Origin of the sequence: Pantoea sp. X85 (assembly GCF_029623675.1) — a bacterium.
Taxonomy (GTDB): domain Bacteria; phylum Pseudomonadota; class Gammaproteobacteria; order Enterobacterales; family Enterobacteriaceae; genus Pantoea; species Pantoea leporis.
Genome location: NZ_CP121108.1, coordinates 3,294,075 through 3,315,250 on the forward strand (window position 1 = coordinate 3,294,075; position 21,176 = coordinate 3,315,250).

15 protein-coding genes are annotated in these 21,176 nt (G+C 57.2%); 3 read left to right on the forward strand and 12 right to left on the reverse strand.

The genetic code is table 11. The features are described 5' to 3' along the window. Positions 1-7 precede the first annotated feature (7 nt). The 12 genes from recD to rppH form a co-directional block, all read right to left on the reverse strand. Complete coding sequence (gene recD, locus P6287_RS15420; protein WP_277974021.1) at positions 8-1,846, reverse strand: exodeoxyribonuclease V subunit alpha; 1,839 nt, start codon at positions 1,844-1,846, stop codon at positions 8-10. Further along, entirely contained in the window at positions 1,843-5,382 is a 3,540-nt protein-coding gene (recB, locus tag P6287_RS15425) for an exodeoxyribonuclease V subunit beta (RefSeq protein WP_277974022.1), read from the reverse strand. Before recB ends, recD begins: the two co-directional genes overlap by 4 nt. After that, a complete protein-coding gene (ptrA, locus tag P6287_RS15430) occupies positions 5,379-8,276 on the reverse strand; it encodes a pitrilysin (protein ID WP_277974023.1) in 2,898 nt (965 codons plus the stop codon). Before ptrA ends, recB begins: the two co-directional genes overlap by 4 nt. Before the next feature lie 107 nt (positions 8,277-8,383). Beyond that, positions 8,384-11,764, reverse strand: a complete 3,381-nt coding sequence (recC, locus tag P6287_RS15435) for an exodeoxyribonuclease V subunit gamma (protein WP_277974024.1) — start codon at positions 11,762-11,764, stop codon at positions 8,384-8,386. A 69-nt stretch (positions 11,765-11,833) separates the two neighbouring features. Then, positions 11,834-12,175 (reverse strand): prepilin-type N-terminal cleavage/methylation domain-containing protein, encoded by a 342-nt coding sequence (locus tag P6287_RS15440; RefSeq protein WP_110867962.1) that lies wholly within the window; start codon positions 12,173-12,175, stop codon positions 11,834-11,836. Next, positions 12,108-12,530 carry a DUF2509 family protein gene (locus P6287_RS15445; RefSeq protein WP_110867963.1) on the reverse strand — a complete coding sequence of 141 codons (423 nt, stop codon included), beginning with the start codon at positions 12,528-12,530 and terminating at the stop codon, positions 12,108-12,110. Before P6287_RS15445 ends, P6287_RS15440 begins: the two co-directional genes overlap by 68 nt. Continuing rightward, the gene (locus P6287_RS15450) at positions 12,527-13,066 is read right to left on the reverse strand and encodes a prepilin peptidase-dependent protein (protein WP_277974025.1); all 540 of its coding nucleotides are present in this window, start codon (positions 13,064-13,066) and stop codon (positions 12,527-12,529) included. The genes P6287_RS15445 and P6287_RS15450 overlap by 4 nt, the downstream gene beginning before the upstream one ends. Next, positions 13,057-13,527, reverse strand: a complete 471-nt coding sequence (locus P6287_RS15455) for a prepilin-type N-terminal cleavage/methylation domain-containing protein (protein WP_101762023.1) — start codon at positions 13,525-13,527, stop codon at positions 13,057-13,059. The genes P6287_RS15450 and P6287_RS15455 overlap by 10 nt, the downstream gene beginning before the upstream one ends. Before the next feature lie 177 nt (positions 13,528-13,704). Further along, positions 13,705-14,499 carry a thymidylate synthase gene (thyA, locus tag P6287_RS15460; RefSeq protein ID WP_277974026.1) on the reverse strand — a complete coding sequence of 265 codons (795 nt, stop codon included), beginning with the start codon at positions 14,497-14,499 and terminating at the stop codon, positions 13,705-13,707. Continuing rightward, positions 14,496-15,377 (reverse strand): prolipoprotein diacylglyceryl transferase, encoded by an 882-nt coding sequence (gene lgt / locus P6287_RS15465; RefSeq protein WP_008109262.1) that lies wholly within the window; start codon positions 15,375-15,377, stop codon positions 14,496-14,498. Before lgt ends, thyA begins: the two co-directional genes overlap by 4 nt. A 94-nt stretch (positions 15,378-15,471) precedes the next feature. Further along, positions 15,472-17,718: a phosphoenolpyruvate--protein phosphotransferase gene (gene ptsP / locus P6287_RS15470; protein ID WP_277974027.1), complete on the reverse strand. Its 2,247-nt coding sequence runs from the start codon at positions 17,716-17,718 to the stop codon at positions 15,472-15,474. 12 nt (positions 17,719-17,730) lie between these two features. Further along, complete coding sequence (rppH, locus tag P6287_RS15475; RefSeq protein ID WP_007890933.1) at positions 17,731-18,258, reverse strand: RNA pyrophosphohydrolase; 528 nt, start codon at positions 18,256-18,258, stop codon at positions 17,731-17,733. A gap of 682 nt (positions 18,259-18,940) precedes the next feature. Between rppH and mutH the strand changes: the two genes are divergently transcribed. The 3 genes from mutH (at position 18,941) to P6287_RS15490 (ending at position 21,135) form a co-directional block, all read left to right on the forward strand. Then, a complete protein-coding gene (mutH, locus tag P6287_RS15480; RefSeq protein ID WP_110867967.1) occupies positions 18,941-19,627 on the forward strand; it encodes a DNA mismatch repair endonuclease MutH in 687 nt (228 codons plus the stop codon). Positions 19,628-19,731: 104 nt separating this feature from the next. Then, positions 19,732-19,950 (forward strand): YgdI/YgdR family lipoprotein, encoded by a 219-nt coding sequence (locus tag P6287_RS15485; protein ID WP_101761992.1) that lies wholly within the window; start codon positions 19,732-19,734, stop codon positions 19,948-19,950. Between the two features lie 144 nt (positions 19,951-20,094). Continuing rightward, a complete protein-coding gene (locus P6287_RS15490; RefSeq protein WP_110867968.1) occupies positions 20,095-21,135 on the forward strand; it encodes an NADP(H)-dependent aldo-keto reductase in 1,041 nt (346 codons plus the stop codon). Positions 21,136-21,176 lie beyond the last annotated feature (41 nt).

Consider the following 21,176-nt stretch of genomic DNA (forward strand, 5'->3'; position numbering starts at 1 on the left):
TATTTAATTACTCCCCGCTCAACCGCTCCAGTAATCCGCTGCGTCGCTGGGTACGCAACAGCACGGCACGACGGAACACGCCGTCATCGCTGTACAACGTCAGCTGCTTACGCGCGCGGGTAATCGCGGTATAAATCAGCTCGCGCGTTAACACCGGCAGGAACTGCGCCGGCATCACCAACGCCGTGTGGTCAAACTCCGAACCCTGCGATTTATGCACCGTCATCGCCCACGCGGTATCGTGCGTCGGCAAGCGGCTCGGTTGCACCGCTTTGATGCTGCCATCCGGCAACGGGAAGAACACCTTCAGCAGACCTTCCTCATCAAACAGCGTAATGCCGATATCGCCGTTAAACAGGCCCAGCGCGCTGTCGTTACGCGTCACCATCACCGGACGTCCCTGATACCAGCGACTGCCGCCGGTTGGGCGACGAATCAGCTGCAGCTGCATCAGCTTCTGCTCAATACGTTGATTCAATCCCTGCACGCCAAACGGCCCTTCACGCAGTGCGCACAGCAGCTGATATCGGCCAAACGCCGCGATAATCTCAGCAGGATCAGCGCGTTGGCGAATGAGTTTCAGGAACGGCTGATAACCGGCGGCAATCTCCGTCAGCATCGCCTGATACGCATCAGCATCCTGCAAAGGTTGACGGGTGATATCGCTGAAACCAGCCTTGAATGCGGCTTCAACCGCCTTTGCATCACCGGCGTTAACCGCTGCGGCCAGTTGGCCAATGCCGGAGTTGGCGTCAAAGCGGTAGCTTTTACGCAGCAGGCAAATCGCGTCGCGTACCGCGGGTGCGCTGCTGTCATCGATGCCCGCCACCCCGCAGCCGGTGAGCTCGCTCAGCTGCGCAGCGCGCATCGGGCTGTAACCGGCTTCCGCACAGCGACAAATATCACCGAGCACTGCGCCCGCTTCCACCGATGCCAGCTGATCGCGATCGCCGAGGAACACCACGCGCGCCTGCGCTGGCAATGCGGCAATCAAATTCGCCATCATGCTGAGATCGACCATTGAGGCTTCATCCACCACCAGCACATCCAGATGCAGCGGATTGCCGGCGTGATAGCGCAGGCGCTGCGTTTCCGGCTGCGCGCCTAACAAGCGGTGCAGCGTGGTGGCATCGGCCGGAAAGCGCTGCCGCTCCGCCTCGCTCACCGGCAACTTTTGCAGCGCCTTGCCCAGCGATTCGGTGAGACGCGCCGCCGCTTTGCCGGTTGGTGCAGCCAACTGAATACGTAACGCGCCTTCACTAAGACGGATCAGTGCCGCCAGCAGTTTTGCCACCGTGGTGGTTTTTCCGGTTCCGGGACCGCCCGAGATCACCGCAGTTTTCTGCGTCAGCGCCACCGCAGCCGCAATCTTCTGCCAGTTATCCGGCTCGCTGCCAAACAGCTGATCCAGCACTTCCCTGACCCGTTCAGGCGCAAAAGGCTGTGCTGTTGACTGTGACTGAAAGAAGCGTGCCACCTGCCCTTCGTTGTGCCAAAGGCGATGCAGATAGAGACGATCTTCGCTCAGCACGATGGGTGCCGCTTGCTCGCTGCTACTCAGCGCCGACCAGCCGGCTAAAATTGCAGGCCAATCCTGCGGTTCGCCTGCCGCTTGCCAGATGGCCTGGGCCAGCTCCGCATGACGCCCTTTAAACAGGTTGTCGCGGCTTAGCTGTGATAACGGCAAACAGACATGCCCATCTCCCGCTTCCGCGCTCAGGCAGGCCGCCAGCAGCAAACGCGCCGGTTGATCATCATCCGCCAGCAGTTGAGCGAACTGGACATCCAGCGAGCGCAACAAACGCAGCTCAGCCGCCTGTGCTAAAAGCGCGGTCATACCGCTCATGCTGTCGCTCCCGGCCCGCGAAACAGGCTATCCAGTTGTGAAATGAAGTCGAAGGTGGGACGGGTATGAAACACGCCGTTGTCTGGCGAGCTGCCGTCCATGCCACGCAGGAAGAGATAAAATACGCCGCCGAAATGCTGCTCATAATCGTAATCCGGCACGCGATGTTGTAAATAGCGGTGCAGCGCCAGCGTATAGAGCTGGTACTGCAAATCGTAGCGGTGGTCGATCATCGCCTGCGCCATTGCCTGCGGCGTATAAGCTTCATGGCTGTCACCGAGCCAGTTGGATTTATAATCCAGCAGGTAATATTTGCCCTGCCAGCGGAACACCAGGTCGATAAAGCCTTTCAGCATGCCCTGCACCTGACGGAAATCGAGCGGCGGAGCCTGCGCCGATAACGCATCCTGAGCAATCAACGCGCTCAGTTCACGCGCGGTCAGCACGTTGTCAATTGGCAGATAGAACGCCATCTCCACCAAACGATCGCTGCTCTGCACCTGCGCCAGATGAATACCCTGCACGTTAAGCGGCGTGCTCAATACACGCCTGATCCACGCACTGAGCATCGGCTGCCAGTGCAGCGGATAGCCGTTTTGCTGCAGATGTTGCGCCAGCTTCTCCTCGGAAGGCGGCTGCGGGAAATCCAGCGATTCGAACAGCTCATGCAAAAACGTTCCCGGCGCGGCACCGCGCGGGAAGTGATGGGGCGTGAGCGCCGCTTCCCCTTCCTCTTCCCGATCCTCTTCGCCGGCTGCTTCCACATCGAAATTCGGCATCACCTCAAGCAGACGGTGAGAACTGTGCTGCTGCAAACCGGAATAACTGGTGACGCGCCACGGGTCGGCCAGCACGCGCGTTACGCTTCGCGCCCCCAACTCGCTATCGGCGACCGCCTCAACCTGCCAGCGCTCGGCTTGCATATCTTCGGCCAGCACCACTTCGGTGCCCGCCGCGTCCATGTTATGCAGCAACGCGCCGAGCTGTTCGGCTGTTGCCGCTACACCGCGCTGCAACAGAAAACCGAGCGCGCTTTTATGCAAATCGCTCTCGCCCTCTTTCTTGCGCGTGCCGCGAAACAGCGGTGCCACGCCGACGCTGCAGTGATAGATCGAACGGGTCAACGCCACGTAGAGCAGACGCAAATCCTCCGCCAGACGCTCCTGTTCGGCCAGCGCCAGGCTCTCTTCATCGGCTTGCAGATCCAGGACCGCGTTAAAGCTCTCACGATCGTGATAAAGCGCGGTATCCGCCTCGCGAAAACCGGCGGCGAATGGCAGCCACACTAACGGATATTGCAGCCCTTTAGATTTGTGGATGGTGACAATCTGCACCAGATGACGATCGCTCTCCAGACGCAGTTGCTGGCTGGCAGACTGGCTATCCGGGCGGGCGATCTGCTGTGCCAGATGACGCACCAGCGCGTGTGGGCTATCCAGCTGCGCAGCCGCTTCCTGCAGCAGTTCGCCGAGATGCAGTAAATCCGTCAGACGACGCTCGCCGTTCTCCGATGCCAGCAGATTTTCCGCCAGCTGACGCTCCAGCATCATCTCGCGCAGCATCGGCAAGACGCCACGCTGCTGCCACACCAGCTGCCAGCGGGCAAAGGTATCCACCAGTTCATCCCAGCCGCGCGCGTCCTGATCCAGCGCATCCAGCTGCGAGGCATCAAAAGCAAACAGCGAGGTTGCCAGTGCAGTGCGCAGCATACGCTCCTGCTCCGGTGCCAGTACCGCCTGCAACAGCCATAACAGCTCTCGCGCTTCCGGCGTGGTGTAAACGCTGTCGCGATTCGACAGGTAAACCGACGGAATACCGAGCAGATTGAGCGCTTCGCGAATCAGGTTAGCTTCGTTACGGCTGCGCACTAACACTGTGATGTCAGAGGCTTGTACCGGCCGCAAATTGGGCGCTTTGCCCAGCATCGCGCGCTGCTGCTGCCCGGCCTGCAACCAGCGACTGATATCGGCCGCACACTGCTGCGCCATACGTTGTTGATAATCTCCAACGCTGCAGCCTTCACCCGGCTGCAGCCAGAAGCGTAACGCCGCTTGCTCAACCTGATCGATACTGAGCGACAGTTGCTGGTTGGGAGGCGCAAACTGCACCGGCTGGAACGGGATCTCAGCGAACAGGAAGGGCGCGTCGAGGCGCGCAAATAGATGGTTAACGCTGTTGACCATCGCAGGCGACGAGCGCCAGTTGGTATCCAGTGTGTAGTGCGCACTGACTTCACTGCGCGCGCGGATATAAGTAAAAATATCCGCGCCACGAAAGGCGTAAATCGCCTGTTTGGGATCGCCAATCAACAGCAGCGCATGCGCTGGCTGATTGATATAAAGCGTGCGGAAAATGCGGTATTGCAGCGGATCGGTATCCTGGAACTCATCAATCAGCGCCACCGGGAAACGCTGGCGAATAGCCTGAGCCAGTTGCTCACCGCTCGGCTGCTGCAGTGCTTCGTCGAGGCGGCTCAGCAGGTCATCAAAACCCAACAGTGCCTGCTGACGTTTCTCTTTGCGCACCGCAGCGCGCACCTCTACCAGCGCACGCGCAATCACCAGATCGCGCAGCGACAGCGGCTGAACAAGGAAAGTGTCGATGGCGTCAAACACACTGTGATGCGGCGGATTGCCCTTTTTGGTCTTCTCTTCAAGCATGCGCTGACCGAAGCGCGCCAGTTCGGCGGGCACCTGATAATCAAGCGTTTCGCTCTGCGCCCAAAAGCTGACTTTATTGACCCAAACCGGCAAATTCTTGCTGCTGTAGCTGCGCTTATCCACGTCAGATTGCCCCACCAGCGTCAGCACTTCGTCACCCACCGTCAGCCATTGCGCTTTCATCGCGGCGATACGCGCCAGGTTTTCGCTGTGGCGCGAAGCCAGGGTTTCACTGTCGGTAGGCGGCAGACGCAGGCTGGGCGATTCGCCCTGCAACCACGGACGCAAGGTGGAAAGCAACTGCTCCGGGCCGTTCCATTCGCTGACAATCACTCGCGCGACATCCAGCGTCAGCGGATAGCAGTGACGACGCCAGAAATCGGCAGTCGCCTGGCGCAGCAGCAGCTGTTCATCCTCAATCAGCTGCTGTTCAAACAGCATGCCGGACTCAAAGGCGTTGAGATTCAGCATGCGCTGGCAGAAGCCGTGGATGGTGAAGATGGCGGCTTCATCCATCTGTCGTTCAGCGGCCAGCAGCAGCGAAGCCGCATCGGCGGGCTGTGGAATCTCCTGCAGCAGCTGCATCAGCATCGGGTTGCCGCTGACGCCGCGCAGGCAGGCCAGCCGCAGCTCGTGAATGTTGGCGCGTATACGCCCGCGCAGTTCAGCGGTCGCGGCCTCGGTAAAGGTCACGACCAGAATCTCTTCTACCGACAACGGGCGCGAATAAGCATGTTGTCCGCCCAATCCCAGTAGCAGCCTTAGATAGAGCAGGCCGATGGTGAAGGTTTTGCCGGTGCCGGCTGAGGCCTCAATCAGACGCTCACCGCGCAGCGGCAGCGTCAGAGGATTGAGCGATTCAGGTAGCAGACTCATTGGGCATCACTCTTCACGGGCAACGACTGCTGCAGCTTCTGGACCTCATCCCATGTGGTCCAGCCCGGCAGCTGGGCGTAGTCATCTTTGGTCGCGCCATCATGGCTGCCACCGATCTGCGAAATCATCGCCATGCCTTGCTGCGCTAAAACCGCCTGATTGAAGAAGTCGGCCAGGCCGGCTGGCGTTAGTTGCTGAATTTGCTCAATCGCTTTTTCACGCGTATCGAAGGCAAAGTTCTGACGTTTAAAGTCACGGTTAAAGCGGTTCGCCTCTTCATCCAGCGTTTGCGGACGCTGCTTCATATCGTTGATCAGCGCCTGCTGATACTGGGCGAAATCCTCTGCTTTCATGCTGCGCAGACGCTGTTCAGCCTGCGGATAAAACGCCTGGAAGCGTTGCAGTAAAAACGCTGGCTGCTTGCTGTTACTTTGCAGCAGGAAACCGATGCCCCACTGGCGTCCGATCGGCATCTGGTAAGCAAAAACCGCATAGCCGAGCTGCTCTTCGGTGCGCAACTGGTTGTAGAACCAGGGTTGAACGATCTGGCTCAGCATGGTGCTGTTGGCCATGCTTTGATATTCGCTGTAGCCCAACGGCACATACAGCGCGGCCAGCGCTGAATCAGTGCTGCTGCCGGCTTTCTGCAGATTGGCCTTCATTGCTTTATCCACCGTCACATAATCACTGTGCCAGTAGCCGTGGCCATCGCTGTGCAACTGTTGCTGCAGCTCATCGCCGAGCTGTTTCACGCGCTCTGCAGAGAGATTGCCCACCACCATCATCTCCGGGGTTGCATGATGAATCAGCGCATCGCGGTAATCGGTGACCTCTTTCAGAGTAATATCTTTCACCAGATTGCGGCGCGTTTCACGTTGGGTGTAAGGCAGCTGCGACAACATCTGCATCGGCTGAATCGCCTGCTCAAACGCTTTGCCCTTCTCAGCCGCTTCCAGTCGATCCAGATACCAGGATTTGGCCTGTTCCAGCTGCTGCTGGTCCGGCGTAAAGGTGGCGTAACCCTCCACCAGCTTCTTCAGCAATTCCGGCAGACGTTGGGTAAACCCGCTGGCGCTAAACACGATGCCATCATCTTCCCCGGTTGAGAAACTGATGCCGCCAACCGAAGCCTGCGAATTCATTTCATCCAGCGCCAGGCTGGAGAGATAGTCATTCAACCCAAACAGCACCTGCTGGCGCGCGTCGCTGATCGCCGATTTGTTGCGCAGCGCTAAGGTAATAGCGGCTTTCGGTTCGCTGGCAAACTGCTGACTTGGCATCCAGTAAATACGCATGCTGTCGCCATTGGTCAGTGCGACCGGATGATCGTAGGTTTTGCCATCGGAGGGGATAATGGCGAAATCCGACGGAATGTAGGGATTCAGCGTGGGCATCGACAGCTGGAGCTGCGCGGCACGTTGCTGCCAGTCGCTAATTTGGGCGTCGCTGATTTTGTCCACCTGATAGGGCGCATTCACAAAGTAGGCTTCTTTGTTATGCGGCTCCTGCGGACTGATGTACCAGATGCGCGCGTTCTGCGGCGTCATTTCGTCGAGACGCGTTTTGATTGCCGCGGGATCGAACTGATCGGCCAGATAAGGCGCATCCAGCGTGTGTTCAACTGGCACCCGCAGCATGGTATCTACCAGCCACTCGATGTAATCCATATCACGGGTAATTGATGGGTAGCGGAAATCCAGCGCCAGCACGTGGGAGACTTCATCGAAGTATTCTTTACTGATGCCTTTGGTGCGCAGCATATCAAGGTAGTTGAACACCGCAGCCACCACTTCATCGCGCTGCGCCAGACCTTTGTCGGTTAACGACACGCTGATAGCGAAGACGCCGCTGTTGCGCTCGGTCATCGGGTCTGCACCGGCGCTGACGCCATCCGCCAGCCCTTGCTTTTGCAGCCAGTCGTTGAGGGTGTTTTTGCTGCGATTGCCCAGAATGTAGCTGATCAGCGTATCGGTTTTACTGCGGAACTGGCCGCTGTTGTTCGGGATGCGGAACTCAATTTTCAACTGCTTGCGCGGCTGTGCGGGCACGTAATGGATAATGATGCCCTTCTGCGCGTCGGTCACTACCGGCACGTCAATCTCTGGCACCGTCGTTTGATGATTAGCCACACGACCAAAGGTTTTTGCCGCAATGTCGGCCATCTCTGGCAGCGGTTTGTTGCTGTAAATCACCGCCTTCATCAGATTGGCGGAGTAGTGGCTGTGATAAAAATCGGTCAGCGCCTGATGCAATTTGCTGTCTGGCTTGTCGCTCAACGTATCAAGGTTGCCACCGGAATAGCGCGAGCCGGGATGCGCAGGGTTGAGAGTTTCTGCACCCACCTGTGCCATACGCAAGCCATCGCGTGAGCGAGCCATGGTCAGCTCTGCATTAACCGCATGGCGTTCACGATCGGCATTAACCGGATCGAGCAGCGGTTCAGCAATCGCATCGGCCAGACGATCAACTGCGGGCTGCAACGCGCTGTTTTCCACTTCCAGATAGAACGCCGTGCGATACGACGCGGTGCTGGCATTGTGGCTGCCACCATTTTTTTTCAGGAATTCGGCGAGATTATCAGGCTGCGGATAACGCTTTGAGCCCATTAACACCATGTGTTCGAGATAGTGCGCCAGACCCAGCTGCTGATTAGGATCATCCAGCGAACCGATCGGTAAGGTCAGCGCCGCCAGCGATTTAGGCGCTTCGGCATCCGAGACCAGCAGCACGGTCATGCCGTTGTTTAACGTAATCGCCTGATAACGGCGTGGATCGTGATCGCTTTTACGAATGGTGTCATTGATGGGTTGCCAGCCGCGATCGGTATCGGCAAAGGCATTCAGCGCTAACGTGCTCAGCAGCAGCGCTCCAATCCAGCGTGCGTAAATCCGCATTTAAACCCCTTACATTACCCTTTTCCGCTGGCTGTGTGCCCAGCAGTGAAATAGACAAACTTTCTTATCGTGTCAGGAACAACCTCAAACGAGGGCGTATCCCCTTGCTATTCATCATTTTGATGCGCCAGGCGCACCGGCAAATACCATTGGCGTGCGGCGGCAGTAATCGCCTGCACGGCATCATCGTCCAAAGACCGACTCAGGCGTTGCAGATAGGGATCGCTGCCCTCGCCTTCCACCTGGAAACCACCCTGCCAGGCTTGCAGTAATTTATTAAGTGCCTTTTTCTGCGTGGCTTCGTCTTCCAGCAACTGCTGCGACTTGCTATCAAAGCTGGCTTCCAGCCAGGCTCCGCCGGATTTATTCAGCAGCATCAGCGGCTCGACTAATCCGGCCAGGTAACCCGCAACATACGCATGCAGAAACGACAGCGCCTGTTCAGCAGGCAGCGCCGCGAAGCGCCAGTGACTCTGTTTACGGCCGTACATGCGGCTTTCACCGCTGCCGCCCAACGCGCAATACACCAGATGTTCCAGCCATAGCAGCAGACCATCGTTCATGTTCAGCACGCCCGGACGCCAGCGCAGCAGGCCATCAGCTTGCACCTGCGTCAGCCAGCCGGTCAATTGCACTGCGCCGATCGTCAGATTGATTTCCCAACTTTCAGCGGGCTGGCGTTGACCACTCACCTCGGCGGCCACTTCCTGCATCTCTTCGGTTTGGCTCTGCCAGAAAAGTTCCCCGAACGCGCCATAAGGCAGATTGCCAGCGGCGCGGTGACGCGCATACAGCTGCGCCGGATCGTCACCGTTGACCAACGTATTCAGCAATTGGGCGTTGATTTGGTAGCGTTCCAGGCTGTCAGGCGCGAACGGTTCGCTGTCGGGCAGCTCGCTCTCTTCCATCCAGAAAGCCACCCCCAAGCGCTGCTGGAACCAGGCGCGCACCGGATGGCGCCAGAAACGCAGCAGTTGCTCCAGCGACAAGGTTTCTATCGGTGCAGGCAGCAAGGGCTGCACAAAATCCGGCTGTGCCACGCCGCTGCCGGTGGCTGCGGGCAACCACTCCGCAGCAAAGCTTTGCCCGTGAGCGCCCGGCTGGAAGTTCTCTGCGGCAAACGGCATGCGGCTATGCAGCTTTTGCAGATGTTCACGCACGCGCTGCTCGCTGATATCAGGTTCGAGCGCTTCATCACCCGGCAGACGGAAGCTTTGCCCCAGGTAATCCACCAGCTCGCTCACTAATACCGATGGATAGCGCTCGGTGTTGTCCTGAATCGCCCGGCCGATGTAACTGATATAGAGCTGCTGCTGCGCCGAGATCAGCGCTTCAAGGAACAGATAGCGATCATCATCGCGGCGGCTACGGTCGCCTTTGCGCATCTGTTGCTGCATCAGGTCGAAACCCAGCGGCGCTAAGGTGCGCGGATAGACGCCATCGTTCATGCCCAGCAAACACACCACTTTGAAGGGAATCGAACGCATCGGCATCAGCGTACAGAAGTTGATGGGACCGGCGAGGAAACGCTGGCTGATACGCTGTTGATCGAGGCGTGAACGCAGCTCATCACGCAGCAGCGTAACCGGAATCGGCTGTTGATACGCCGCCTGCATGCCCTGCTCGATAATCTGTTTCCACTGCGTTTCCACCAGCAGCAGCGCGGCTTCACTTTCGGCGTCTCCGCTAAAGAAGCACTCAATCAGCTCACGACACAGCGGCTGCCACTCCGCTAACGTGCGCTCTTCTGCCAGACGCGCACGCCACTCTTCGAGTCGCGATAGCAGTTCCGCCAGATGCCCCGCCAGCTCAGCGATCAAACCGCTGGATTCGTCATACGGCAGGATCCCTTGCCAGTCGCCGTTGCGGCTCTCCAGCGCATAGCCGAGCAGCATACGCTGCAGGCCGAAGCGCCAGGTGTGTTGTCCGGTTACCGGCAGCGCCAGCGCTTCCACACTGGCATCGTCCAGTCCCCAGCGAATGCCGGATTCCATCACCCAGCGGCGCAGCAGGCGCAGCCCGCTTTCATCCACCGAGAAGCGCTGCGCTAATGCGGGAACCTCAAGCAGCGCCAGCACATCTTCGGAGGCAAAGCGACTTTCAGGCAGCGACAGCAAGCTGAGCAGCGCCAGAATTGCCGGGTGCGCCTGACTGGCGCGGCGGTCGGAGATGGCGAACGGCAAATAGCGTTCGCTCGGCGCGCTGGCAAAAGCGGCCTGAATAAAAGGGGCGTAGCTGTCGATATCCGCCACCATCACGATGATGTCGCGTGGTTTGAGTTCGGGATGGGCTTCCATCAGCGTGAGCAGATGATCCTGCAGCACTTCAACTTCACGCTGTGCGCTGTGGCACACCTGCAGCGTGATCGAGCGATCTTCAGGATCAAGCAGCCGTTTTTCGGCGCTGTTCGCCAGCTCACCGGCGTTGAGGCCAATGATCGCTTTATCGTCCAGATTGAGCAGATCCGCTTGCACGCTGTGCAGCAGATTGTCTTGAGGCACCTCGACGAAAGCATCAATGTCGTTGGCGGCGGATTCCATCTGGCTCAGCAGAAACAGGTTATCGCGCCCCAGCTTGCCCCATGACGCCAGCAGCGGATTGGTCAGCTGCTGCTCGCCGATATCGTTGAACAATGCTGACGCGCTAGCCGGATCGCGGAACAGCGGCTGCAGCTCATCCGATTGGATGCGGCGGCGCTGGCGGCTTTGCAGCTTCGCCAAAAAGGCATAATCCTGAATGTCGCCCCAATAGTGACGGCAGGGATTGGTGAACAGCAGATGGATATCAATGTGACGGCCCAGCGCTTCCAACGCCTGCAAATAAACCGGCGGCAGCGCGGAGATACCGCAAATAAACACGCGCTGCGGCAAGCCCGGCGGCGGCATTTGCGCCTGTTCCAGCTTTTGGATGAAGCGCGCATAGAGGTTAGCGCGATGCCACATCGGTTGACCCAGGCTTTCAGTAAAGTTAACCAGATCGCACCACAGCAGCGCCTGCCACTGCTGCGATTCGCCTAAGCCATCAATCCGTTCACCGCGCTCCCAGCTGTTGAGCCAGTCCGAGCGATACACCAGATATTGGTCAAACAGATCGGCAACACGGGCGCTGAGCTGATACAGCTTGCGCTTGTCGTCGTCATCATTGAGGTAGTGACGCAGCGGCTGGAAAGCGTCCTGCTCCAGCAAAGTTGGCAAGCGATGCATCAGCTTCCAGCTCATGCTGGCCTTGGTGAAGGCGCTCTCTTCAGGAATATCGGGCAGCACCTTAACGAACATGTTCCAGATGAAGCTCGCAGGCAGCGGGAAATCAATGTTGGCGGCAATGCCGAAACTGTTAGCCAGTTCCATTTGCAGCCACTGCGCCATGCCTGGGCTTTGTACCAGCACCTGCTCAGCCGCCAGCGGATCGGCCAGCGGTTGATTTTCAATCAGAATACCTGCCAGATTTTTCAACAGATCAAGCTGATTAGAGTGATAGACCCGGAACATATTTCTCCTAAATACAAGACAACAACGCAGCCGAGCCACTCTACCGTTTATCACCTGCGATGCCTACCGCTAGTGGCAATTGAGCTGCGCCAGTGAGGCGGAACGCTGCTGTGGCCCCGTAACCGTGACGCGCTCCAGCGTGCAGCCGCCCGCCAGGCTCTGCTGCTGGCGCTGACTCTGCCATCCCTCAACGTCACGGCCAAGCAACGCCTGGCCGGCAACGCGCCACGCCTGACGCTGCTGCCACTGCTGGCTAAACCCCAGCGCCAGCGCGCGATGATATTGCAGTAATGTGCTGATGGTCATCGCCAGCAACAGCATCGCCACCAGCGTTTCCGCCAGGCTAAAGCCCTGCTGCTTCTGGCTGGCACAGCGCCGGCTGCGACAGCGGGCAGTAATCGATCCAGCCATGCGCTTGCGGCTGGGGTTGCGTGTTGGGGATGGATACCCAACGATAGAGCCACAGCGCGCGCCCTTCTCCATGTCCCGATAACAACGCATTGTCATCCTCCATTCGTAGCAGGCAGCTTTGCCACTGTTCTGCTGTCCATTGCTGACATTGCCAGCCGGTGGCCTGCGGCCAGTTTTGCACGCTGCCCCACGTTAACGCCGCCTGCGCCTGCCAGAAATCCTGACTGTGCAGCTGCTCATCAGCCACTAACACCATGCCTTGCGAGAGCTGCGTTCGCGTGGCGTGTAGCGTCAATCCGCCCATCAGTAACATCATCAGCACCATACCCAGCGTGCTATTGCCGCGCTGCTTCACAGATTGATTCCTTCTATCCAGCTTGCCAGCTCTACGCTTTGGCTGTTGGCGTGTCCCGCCAGTAGCAGCACCAGACGCGATCCCTGCCGTTCAAGCTTGAAGGTATCGATGGTGAGAAACGCCGGATCGGAGAGTTTCTCCCAGCCGCTGCTGTTGCACTCATCCACGCCACGCTGCATTTCAAGCTGTCCGCTGCGCAGCCGATAGCCGTAATAGTCACTTTCGCTGTGACCCACGCCTTCCCAGCGCCCGTTGCTGTTCTCATCCCAGCGCAGTAAAACGCAGCTGCCGCTGGCGGCAATCGTTAGCGCCGAACCGCTGCACTGGCCGTGGCAATAGCCGGCTCGGCGCAGCGCTTTTTGCAGCGTATTGGCGATCTGCTGCAGCTCCTGCTGTAACTGTACGCGCTGTTGCAGGCGCAGATTCTGCTCCAGCAGCAGCGGTAAAAATCGCCCGACGCTGATCATCAGTACCGCGCCAATCGCCATGGCAATCAGCATCTCCAGCAGGCTGAATCCGCGTTGTGTTATTCGCATCCTTTCTCTCCCGGCTGACAGGCACGGATGCGCGCTCTGGCGGAGATAATTAAGCGCCAGCGCCCCGCCGCACTGGCGAGATCGATGCTGCCAGGACGCGCGACATCACGCCGACCGTAAAAACCGACGTCACCATTGATGCCGACAAGGCGCACGCTGTCGTGCGGCGGTTTAAATAACCAGCGCGAGGGCAGTGCGCAGCCTTCTGCAGGTTTAGGTCCTGCGCCAAGACAGCCGTTTTCACCGCTCTGTACCCACAGCGTGAGATCGCGGTTGTGCCAGTTAGCATGGGCGCGCAAGCGCAGAAGAAATCCCTGCAGTTGCAGTACGCTGTCGCGCAGCTGTTGATATTGCTGCCAGCGCTGCCAACCCTGCAGCGCGCCGACGCTAAGTATGCCGGCGATCACCATCACCAATAACAGTTCGGGCAAAGTGAAGCCGTGGTTAACGTTTCTGTTCATGGCGGCTAATGTGCCCAGCAACATGAAGTTCAACAAGGGAGAGAAATCGACGTTGGGAAACGTTGCGCAGGAAATCGAGGAGAGGTGCAGAGAGATACAGCGTTTTGTGAGACAGATTCAGGATTAAGGTGCGATTTGGGCGTGGTCGCCATGAATGGCGACCTTGCGGGAGTGGCGTTAAATGGCGACGGGCGCTTTAATGGCTGGATGCGGATCGTAGCCTTCAATCTCGAAATCATCGAACTGATAATCGAAGATAGAAGCCGGTTTACGCTTGATTACCAGCTTCGGTAACGGGCGCGGCTCACGCGTTAACTGCAGGCGCGCCTGCTCTAAATGGTTGCTGTACAGATGCGTATCGCCACCGGTCCAGACAAAATCGCCCACATCGAGATCGCACTGCTGCGCCACCATATGCACCAGCAGCGCATAGCTGGCGATGTTGAATGGCAGCCCCAGGAAGATATCGCATGAGCGCTGATAGAGCTGGCAAGAGAGCTTGCCATTAGCCACGTAGAACTGGAAGAAGGCGTGGCAAGGCGCCAGAGCCATGTGATCCAACTCGCCCACGTTCCACGCCGAGACAATGATGCGACGCGAATCGGGGTCACGCTTCAGCTGCTCAATCACTTTACTGATTTGATCAATCTCTTCACCCGAGGCGCTGCCCCAGCTGCGCCACTGCTTGCCGTAGACCGGGCCGAGATCGCCGTTCTCATCGGCCCATTCGTCCCAGATGGTAACCTTGTTCTCTTTCAGGTAACCGATGTTGGTCTCACCTTTCAGGAACCACAACAGCTCATGAATGATGGAGCGCAGGTGCACTTTCTTGGTGGTGACCAGCGGAAAACCATCCTGCAAATTGAAACGCATCTGGTGGCCAAAGATGGAGAGCGTGCCGGTGCCGGTACGGTCGGCCTTTTCTGCGCCTTCATTCAGCACATGTTGCATTAGGTCCAGATACTGTTTCATTTTACCTCACGAGTTTGTTGCTGCGGGCGACGACGATACGCCCAGATCATCATAATTACACCGGCCAGAATCATTGGGATCGACAGAATCTGTCCCATGCTGACGCCGCCTTCAAACAGGCCAAGCTGCGCATCCGGCTGACGGAAGAACTCCACGATGATGCGGAATGCGCCGTAGCCAATCAGGAACAGGCCCGAGACGCTGCCCATGGGGCGCGGCTTGCGAATGAACAGGTTGAGAATGATGAACAGCACAATGCCTTCGAGGCACAGCTCATACAGCTGCGACGCGTGACGCGGCAGCACGCCGTAGGTGTTCAGCAACTCCTGGTACTGCGGATTGTTGGCTGCCAGCGCGATGTCTTCGCTGCGTGAACCGGGGAACAACATCGCGTATTTGAAATCGGGCGCCACGCGGCCCCACAGTTCGCCGTTGATGAAGTTACCGAGACGACCGGCACCCAAACCAAACGGGATCAGCGGGGCAATGAAATCCGCTACCTGGAAGAACGTGCGCTTGGTACGGCGTGCGAAAATCAGCATCACCACAATCACACCAATCAGGCCGCCGTGGAACGACATGCCGCCATCCCAGACCTTAAACAGATACAGCGGATTCTCCAGGAACAGCGGCAGGTTGTAGAACAACACATAGCCGATACGTCCACCGAGGAATACGCCGAGGAAGCCCGCATACAGCAGGTTTTCCACTTCCTCTTTTTTCCAGCCGCTGCCAGGTTTGTTGGCGCGTCGCGTCGCCAGCCACATAGCAAATACAAAGCCCACCAGATACATCAAGCCGTACCAGTGAAGCGAAACCGGTCCGATAGAGAAAATTACCGGATCGAATTGGGGAAACGAAATGTAGCCGTCAGTCATCTTTCACCATCATTTTTCTGCCCTGAAACGGGACAATAAAAGGCTGCGCATGATAGCACAGCCACTTTTTTTACAGGTCGTGAAGTTGTAACCGTTAACGCCCGCCGCGAATCAAACCGCCTAAACCACGGCGCTCCATAAAGGTGGAGACCAGATGGCGCACTTCCGAGGCGGTATGCGCGGCCAGTCCATGCTCGCTGAGCTTCTGCGCCTCTTCAAAATTGAGATGGCGCAGCAGATATTTTACCCGCGGCACGTTCTTGCCGTTCATGCTGAGATGGTGATATCCCATGCCCACTAACAGCGCGACACACATTGGATCGCCAGCCATTTCACCACACAAACAGAGCTCCAGCTTGGCCTGGCGGGCTTCGCTGGCAATAGTGTGCAGCGCCCGCAGCATCGCCGGATGCAGCGAATCATACAGGTTCGCCACGCGCGTATTGTTGCGATCAACCGCCAGCAGATATTGCGTCAAATCGTTGGTGCCAACCGAGACGAAATCGACGCGATCCGCCAGATGCGGGATCATAAACAGCATCGACGGCACTTCAATCATGATGCCAATGCGCGGCTTGGGAATCACATAGCCAAGCATCTCTTCCACTTCGCGGCCGGCGCGATCAATCAGACGACGCGCATCATCGATCTCATCGATGTGGCTGATCATTGGCAACAGAATGCTCAGGTTGCCAGACGCCACGTTGGCGCGCAGCATCGCGCGCACCTGCACCAGGAAGATTTCCGGCTGATCGAGCGTTAAGCGAATGCCACGCCAGCCAAGGCACGGATTCTCTTCGCTGATCGGCATATACGGCAGCTGTTTGTCCGCACCGACATCCAGCGTACGCAGCGTCACCGGTTTGTCGTAGAACAGCTGCAGCATGCCCTGATACTGCGCCACCTGCTCCTCTTCGGACGGGAAGCCGTTGTGGAGCATGAACGGTATTTCGGTGCGATACAGGCCAATGCCATCCACCCAGTTATCCAGCGCCTGCTCGTGTTCCGGGCTGAGGCCGGCATTCAGCATCACCTGAACGCGCTCACCGCTTTTCAGCTCGCCGGGCTGCTCGACCACGCCTTCGGCCATTTTGCTCAGCGCGTTCTCTTCGCTGATTAAGCGCTGATACTCCTGCACCAGCACCGGTTCCGGATCGATCAGCACTTCGCCGCGATAACCATCAACAATCAGCAAGCGCTTGTTAAGCTGCGCCGGCAGGATATCAGCGCCCATCACGGTGGGAATGCCCATCGCGCGCGTCAAAATCGCCGCATGCGAGTTGGCGGCACCGTCGCGCACCACCACGCCAGCCAGACGCTCCTGCGGCAATTCAGCCAGCGTGGTGGCGGTGAGTTCATCCGCGACTAACACGAAGCGTTCCGGCCAGGCATTGGTGCCGACCAGCGAATCATCGAGGTGGAACAGTAGACGTTGACCGAGCACGCGCAGATCGCCAGCGCGCTCGCGTAAATATTGATCCTGCAGGTTGGCGAACTGCTCGGCGAACTTCTCGATCACCGTTTTAACCGCCCACTCCGCGACCGATCCGCGCTCGATCTCATCAAACAGATCTTTTTTCAGCCGTGCATCGGTGAGCAGGTGCGAATAGAGATCGAAGATCGCCGCGCTCTCTTTCTGCACGCTGGCAGCAAAGCGTTTGCTGAAGCGGCGGAATTCGTTGCCGGCCTCGCCCATCGCCAGCACCAGACGCTCGCGTTCGCGCTGCACGTCAAGCGTGGACGCAGCGGAAACCTGATCGAGCAGCGGCTGAGTTTCATCCACCCAACCCGGCGCGACCGCCACGCCCGGCGCAGCGGCAATCGCTTTTACCCGCGTCTGACGGAATTGACCAAACAGTTGACCGAGCTGCGACTGCGACAGCAATCCCGCCATTTGCGTGGCGAGCGTGACGAGGAATGACTCTTCGCTTTCATCAAACTGACGGTGTTCGCGCTGCTGGATAACCAACACGCCAAGCAGCTGGCGGCGGCTGATAATCGGCACGCCGAGGAAGGAGCGATAACGCTCCTCTTTAACAGAAGGAATGTATTTGAAGCTGGGATGGCTCTGCGCGTCGGCGAGGTTGATCGGCTCGGCTAAGCGTCCAACGAGGCCAACAATGCCTTCGTCAAACGCCAGCGTGACCGTACGACCACGCGGCTTTTTTAGCCCGCGTGTCGCCATCAGGTAGTAGCAACGACGATCGTGATCGGCGAGATAAACCGAGCAAACCTCGGTTTCCATCGCAAGGCAAATTTCGTTTACCAGAATGTCGAGTGCTTCATTCAGACGTGGAGCACTCGCCACTTTCTCTACTATTTCGCGTAACTGAGTGAGCATAAAGGGCGTGGCCTATCCTCTTTTACGTCGTTGGGCGGCGTTATTACGCTGCCCCGCACTCTCCTGCATAGACATCACTACGCCCGCGAATTCTTTCATTACGCGGCGATATACATCGCGCTTGAAAGAGACCACCTGACGTACCGGATACCAGAAGCTAACCCAGCGCCAACCATCAAACTCGGGTGTGCTGCTGTGCTGCACATTGATTTCCGCGTCACTGCACATCAACTGCAGAAGAAACCACTTTTGTTTCTGGCCGATACACACCGGCTTTGTGTCCCAACGCACCAAACGTTTTGGCAACTTGTAGCGTAACCAGTTTCGGGTTGAAGCAAGTATTCGAACATCTTTGCGGTGTAAACCCACTTCTTCGAACAGTTCGCGATACATCGCCTGTTCAGCAGTTTCACCCGGATTGATGCCTCCCTGAGGAAATTGCCAGGAGTGCTGTCCAAAGCGCCTGGCCCACAACACTTGTCCTTGCCTGTTACAGATTACGATACCAACATTCGGGCGGTAGCCATCATCATCGATCACTGGACTACCTCAAAGCTAAATTTGAATAGCCTGATTGTTTCACACTCCTTACAGGCGGTAAACCACTGGATAGCGGGCCGCAGGCGGAATAAAAACAGGATAACTCACAGAGATTAGCCAAGTTATAAACAGATGCCCCCATTTATCGGCGATCTTATTCACCTTTTCTGTGGATAGCTTTGTGCAGAACACGGGAATGAATTGAATAACCCCTTCGGATAAATCTCATCACCCAACATAACAATACGCAAAAAAATCATCATATTCATCGGGATATGACTTATTAACCGTTAAATCGTTACCAGGATCCGTAGTTATACTCCGCTCAGTTTTTTCGATCGGTTAAAGATCCATCACCGACGTTTTTATCCACAGAGAATGCCCTAAACCTGGTCAAAGAAAGGAAAAAAAGCGTTCAAAACGCGAAAGTCAAGGCTGTAAATGGAAACAGGGGTATGCCCAAAAGGGTGTTACCCCACTTTTCTGTGGATAACCAGGTTCAACACCTGTTCATTGTCGATAACAAGCTGGGATAACCGGGCCATATCACTGGATCGTCCCATTCTATTGAAATAAAAAAGCATGCTGAATCATGCTATTATCACCTTTATTCAACTAACTGCCATGTGGACAAACCCGGCTCGCGTTTACTGTTCACTCTTTAACCAATGTGAGTTTTAGCATGCACTTCTCACCGTTATTGCCATCGCCACCTGAAAACGAAGCGGAATTACTGCAGCGCGCACAGCAGCTGGCGGGACAGACCTTTGCCGCGCTGGCGGCGCAGATTAACCTGCCGATTCCGGCAGATTTGAAACGCGACAAAGGCTGGGTTGGCATGCTGTTAGAGCTGCATTTGGGTGCCAGCGCTGGCAGCAAAGCCGAGCAGGATTTCGCCCATCTCGGCATTGAGCTGAAAACGATTCCGGTAGATGCGCAGGGCAAACCGCTGGAGACCACCTTCGTGTGCGTCGCGCCGTTAACCGGCAATAGTGGCGTAACCTGGCAAACCAGCCATGTGCGGCACAAACTGGCGCGGGTACTGTGGATCCCGATCGAAGGCGATCGTGCTTTGCCGCTGGCCGAGCGCCGCGTCGGTTCGCCGCTGCTGTGGCATCCGAGTGCAGAAGAGGAGCAACAGCTGCGCGAAGACTGGGAAGAGTTGATGGACATGATTGTGCTCGGTCAGGTGGAGCGCATCACCGCACGTCACGGTGCCTGGCTGCAAATCCGCCCTAAAGCCGCCAACAGCAAAGCGTTGACCGAAGCGATTGGCGAACACGGCGAGCCGATCATGACGCTGCCGCGCGGCTTTTATCTGAAGAAGAGCTTCACCGGTCCGCTTTTGGCGCGACATTTTTTACTGTAAATGCATATTGCTGCCGATAATTTTAGGAATGATGCGATTACTCCTAACGACGAAAGCATTTATTACTACACTTTTGCTGTTGAAGTCGCGAGAAGGAGATAAGAATGAAAGGGTTGGTGAGTGCAGTAGGTTTAACCTTGGTGACGCTGTTATTGAGTGGTTGTAGCAGTGATTACGTCATGGCGACCAAAGATGGCCGCATGATCATGACAGATGGCAAACCCGCCATCGATAAAGAGACCGGATTGGTACAGTACACCGATGAGCAAGGCCATCAGATGCAGATCAATGGTGACGAGGTTTCAACCATCATTGAGCGTTAAGTGCCAAATTGCCCTGCCTGCACGCGTTTTCCCCTTGTGCAGGCGATTTCCCGAACTTTCCCCTCTTCCTTCCGCGCCGCTTCACACGCTATAGTCCCAAAGGACACAACATTCCCTTTCATAATGAAAAAAGGATGCCGGCACATGCACTATCACCGTATTCCCCATAGCACGCTGGAAGTGAGTCAGCTGGGGCTTGGAACCATGACGTTTGGTGAGCAGAACAGCGAAGCCGACGCCCACGCACAGCTTGATTACGCGGTTAGCAGTGGCATCAACCTGATTGATACCGCAGAAATGTATCCGGTGCCGCCGCGCCCGGAAACCCAGGGATTAACCGAACAATACATTGGTAGCTGGCTGAAGAAGCGCGGCAGCCGTGACAAAATCATCCTCGCCAGCAAAGTAGCCGGTCCGGTACGCGGCGCGGATGCGTCGATTCGCCCGAACCAGGCGCTGGATCGCAAAAACATCCGCGAAGCGCTGGATGCCAGCCTGAAACGCCTGAACACCGATTATCTCGATCTCTATCAGCTGCACTGGCCGCAGCGTCAGACCAACTACTTCGGCAAGCTGGGCTATCAATACACCGATTCCAGCGTGCCGGTGACGCTGCTGGAAACGCTGGAAGCGCTGACCGAACAGGTGCGCGCCGGTAAGATTCGCTACATTGGCGTGTCGAACGAAACCGCGTGGGGCGTGATGCGTTACCTGCAGCTGGCTGAAAAGCATGAGCTGCCGCGTATCGTCACCATCCAGAACCCGTACAGCCTGCTGAACCGCAGCTTCGAGGTCGGTTTAGCGGAGATCAGCCAGCATGAAGGCGTTGAGCTGCTGGCGTATTCCAGCCTGGCGTTTGGTACGTTGAGCGGGAAATACCTGAACGGTGCGAAACCAGCCGGTGCGCGCAATACGCTGTTTAGCCGCTTTACCCGCTACAGCGGCGATCAGTCACAGCAGGCGATTGCTGCCTATGTTGCGCTGGCGCAGAAGCACAATATGGATCCGTCGCAGATGGCGCTGGCGTATGTGCGTCAACAGCCGTTTGTCGCCAGCACCTTGCTGGGCGCCACCACGCTGGAGCAGCTGAAGATTAACGTAGAGAGTTTCAATCTGACGCTGAATGCCGAGGTGTTAGAGGAACTGGAAGCGATTCATCGCCAGTTTACCTATCCAGCCCCGTAAAACCGTAAGGTCGCCATTCAAGGCGACCTTATTAATTACCT

Excerpts from the sequence above, each read along its gene's own strand:
- ptsP (WP_277974027.1), bottom strand. The coding sequence starts at position 17,718 with ATGCTCACTCAGTTACGCGAAATAGTAGAGAAAGTGGCGAGTGCTCCA.
- recD (WP_277974021.1), bottom strand. The coding sequence starts at position 1,846 with ATGAGCGGTATGACCGCGCTTTTAGCACAGGCGGCTGAGCTGCGTTTG.
- lgt (WP_008109262.1), bottom strand. The coding sequence starts at position 15,377 with ATGACTGACGGCTACATTTCGTTTCCCCAATTCGATCCGGTAATTTTC.
- ptrA (WP_277974023.1), bottom strand. The coding sequence starts at position 8,276 with ATGCGGATTTACGCACGCTGGATTGGAGCGCTGCTGCTGAGCACGTTA.
- thyA (WP_277974026.1), bottom strand. The coding sequence starts at position 14,499 with ATGAAACAGTATCTGGACCTAATGCAACATGTGCTGAATGAAGGCGCA.
- P6287_RS15450 (WP_277974025.1), bottom strand. The coding sequence starts at position 13,066 with ATGCGAATAACACAACGCGGATTCAGCCTGCTGGAGATGCTGATTGCC.
- P6287_RS15455 (WP_101762023.1), bottom strand. The coding sequence starts at position 13,527 with ATGAACAGAAACGTTAACCACGGCTTCACTTTGCCCGAACTGTTATTG.
- P6287_RS15490 (WP_110867968.1), top strand. The coding sequence starts at position 20,095 with ATGCACTATCACCGTATTCCCCATAGCACGCTGGAAGTGAGTCAGCTG.
- recC (WP_277974024.1), bottom strand. The coding sequence starts at position 11,764 with ATGTTCCGGGTCTATCACTCTAATCAGCTTGATCTGTTGAAAAATCTG.
- recB (WP_277974022.1), bottom strand. The coding sequence starts at position 5,382 with ATGAGTCTGCTACCTGAATCGCTCAATCCTCTGACGCTGCCGCTGCGC.
- P6287_RS15485 (WP_101761992.1), top strand. The coding sequence starts at position 19,732 with ATGAAAGGGTTGGTGAGTGCAGTAGGTTTAACCTTGGTGACGCTGTTA.
- mutH (WP_110867967.1), top strand. The coding sequence starts at position 18,941 with ATGCACTTCTCACCGTTATTGCCATCGCCACCTGAAAACGAAGCGGAA.
- P6287_RS15440 (WP_110867962.1), bottom strand. The coding sequence starts at position 12,175 with ATGGCTGGATCGATTACTGCCCGCTGTCGCAGCCGGCGCTGTGCCAGC.